General features: G+C 43.5%; 2 protein-coding genes. Both read right to left on the bottom strand.

Translation table 11 applies throughout. The features are described from left to right. Positions 1 to 30: 30 nt before the first annotated feature. Entirely contained in the window at positions 31 to 678 is a 648-nt protein-coding gene (locus ACYTXL_RS07075; protein ID WP_461924086.1) for a Uma2 family endonuclease, read from the bottom strand. Between the two features lie 283 nt (positions 679 to 961). Beyond that, positions 962 to 2,470: a M16 family metallopeptidase gene (locus ACYTXL_RS07070; protein WP_461924085.1), complete on the bottom strand. Its 1,509-nt coding sequence runs from the start codon at positions 2,468 to 2,470 to the stop codon at positions 962 to 964. Between the last annotated feature and the right edge of the window lie 182 nt (positions 2,471 to 2,652).

Raw genomic sequence — 2,652 nt, 5'->3', positions numbered from 1 at the left:
GAGCGTCATTACGAATTACGAATTATTCAATCATTGCTGTTGTATCTGCTTTTGTACCCAAAGACGAAAAGCCTTGAGTGTTGCATTTCTGCCTGCTGTTGTATTTTGCTTAAGATATTGAGGAATTGCCTCAATTAGTGGAAATAGAGGAAAATTTAGGCTTTGTTGAGACTCTACATAATGCCCATCTCGCAGAACATTAATTTTGAGCTTTCCTTGATCAAAATGCCAAAGCTCAGGTACTTTTAAAGCTTCATAAATATTAGGATGAGTGCGAGAAGTAATATCAATTTCTAAAGCTAAATCTGGGGGCGGATCTACTGTTAAATCTAATCGCTTCTTGCCGCGAATCTTGGATTCATTTTTTATATAGAAACACTGATCAGGTTCTATACCTTTAGCCATTGCTTGGTTTTTGAAAGTGGTAGAACCAAGGCATCTAAACTCAATATCTAATTCTTCCAAAAGCGCTTTGACTAAATCACTAATAATTTCTTTATCATCTTCATCTTCTGGCAGTGGTGCCATAATTTCCAGTATTCCCCTGTCATAAGCAATTCGTGCAGCCCGATGTTCTCCTAAATCCTCTAGAATTGTTTCCAATTCCTGCCAGGTTACATCTCGCAATATCACTCTTTGCCCTGGTGGAACATGGATGCGCTTTAATTCCAACAACATCATCTCCACTCCCAGTAGCTTAAACCTAAATTTAGCTTACTCTAGTTGACTAATACGCGGCGACAATTTTTGCTACTTCCTCACTAAAATTGTTTAGAGTGAAGAAAAAACCTCTGGAGTTAGCAGAGGTTTTGGTTCCTGATTTAGTTTCTACTGATTACTACAATTTGTCCTGAGTCATTTCCCGATATTTGAACAATAAGATCCCCGACTTCTTAGGGAACTCGGGGATCTTAGTCTTGCGAGTTTGATTTGTATATTGAGTGTCTACCTACCGACGCGATTAATTTTTTGCCTGTGGCTGCGAACCGGGAATCGTTACATCTATTGGTGTCACCTGTGCTGCTAGCTGCGTCAATGGCGGTTGAATGGCGGTTTGATTCCCCACCACTAGAGTTACTAGCTTTTCTGGCTTCAGATATTCTCGTGCTACCCGTTGCACATCAGCGGCTGTGGTGGCGGCAACGGCTTTTTGATAGCGAAAGAGAAAATCAGCAGGATAGCCGTAATATTCGTATCGCATCAACCGTGATAAGGTTTGGCTGGGGTCTTGAAAGTTGAATACAAAGGAGTTAAGTGTAGACTCTTTGGCAAAAGCCAGTTCTTTTGCTGTGACTCTTTGAGTTTGGATACGCTTGATTTGCTCTTGTAAGGCTTTAACAAACTGGACAGTAGCATCCGATCGCGTTTGTCCACCAGCAATAAACATCCCAGGATAATCGTAGCGGGGACTCCACTGGCCATAGACAGAGTAAGCTAAACCTTGACGCGATCGCACTTCATTAAATAAGCGTCCACCAAATCCATTTAACACCCCATTCAATACATCCAGCGCTGCATAATCGGGATTGTCAAACCGTCCGCCTAAATGCCCCATAAGTACACTACTTTGGGTTAATTGTGGCTGATTGACAAAAAAGACTCCACCTGTATTAGCTGGCGAAACCGTTGGTAATTTGGGTTTAGCAATACCTGGGTTGCGGTTCCAGTCGCCAAACTTAGCTTGAACCAGCGATCGCATTTTCTTCGCCTCAAAATCCCCGACAATCCCCAAAATCAGATTATTGGGGTGAAAATATTGCTGATAGAAATTGAGCAAATCCTCACGCTCAACCTGATCCACCGTTGCATACTCAATCGTGCGGGAGTATGGGCTATCTTTCCCATAGATCAGTTTCTTAAATTCTCGACTAGCAATCCCATCTGGATTGTCATTACGACGGGCAATGCCACCCTTCGCTTGTGTCTTAGCCAAGTCTAGTTTTTCTTGAGCAAATACAGGCGATCGCACCACCTCGGCAAACAGCCCAAACACCGTTTCTAAATCTTCACTAAGTGCGTCAAATGTAGCACTACCAGAAGCTTCACCAATACTAGTTTCCACAGCCGCCGCCCGTTGTTCCAATATCTCATTTAGTTGATCAGGCGAATGCTGCTTAGTTCCTCCAGTTCGCATCACCGCGCCTGTAAAACCAGCTAAACCGACTTTTTGTAGTGGTTCCAAGCGATTTCCTGTCCGCACAAACGCCGTCCCATTCACCAACGGTAACTCGTGATCCTCCATCAAATAGACAACCAAGCCGTTTTGAAGTACAAACCGCTCATACTTGGGTAACTTGATCTCAGGTAACGGTGGAAGCTGCAACTCCGTATAATGCTTTGCCTCAGCCGTCGCCGCCAGAGAAAAATTACAAGTTAGAAGCAAACACGTAAAAACAGCAACCAAAGCATAAATCAGCCCCTTTCCATTTTGAATTGTGAATTGTTTACCCTTCAGCTTAAACCTCTGCATACTTTCTTCTTCCTTCGCGTCCTTTGCGTCCTTTACGGTTCATTGAAAGCGGCGGGAAACTCAATTCCCTTGAGTGGGTGGAGTTTTTCATAGAACCTCGCGGGATATGGGAAACTCAGCGGCTTTAGAGAAAGAGAGGGAAACGGCTCGTGCGGTTTTAACCGCAGTCAGTATTAATTGCA

Source organism: Nostoc sp. (genome assembly GCF_054880495.1).
This window is presented reverse-complemented; position numbering and strand designations above follow the sequence as displayed.

Bases quoted from the DNA above. Each gene is read 5' to 3' on its own strand.
- ACYTXL_RS07075 (WP_461924086.1), bottom strand. From the start codon at position 678: ATGTTGTTGGAATTAAAGCGCATCCATGTTCCACCAGGGCAAAGAGTG.
- ACYTXL_RS07070 (WP_461924085.1), bottom strand. From the start codon at position 2,470: ATGCAGAGGTTTAAGCTGAAGGGTAAACAATTCACAATTCAAAATGGA.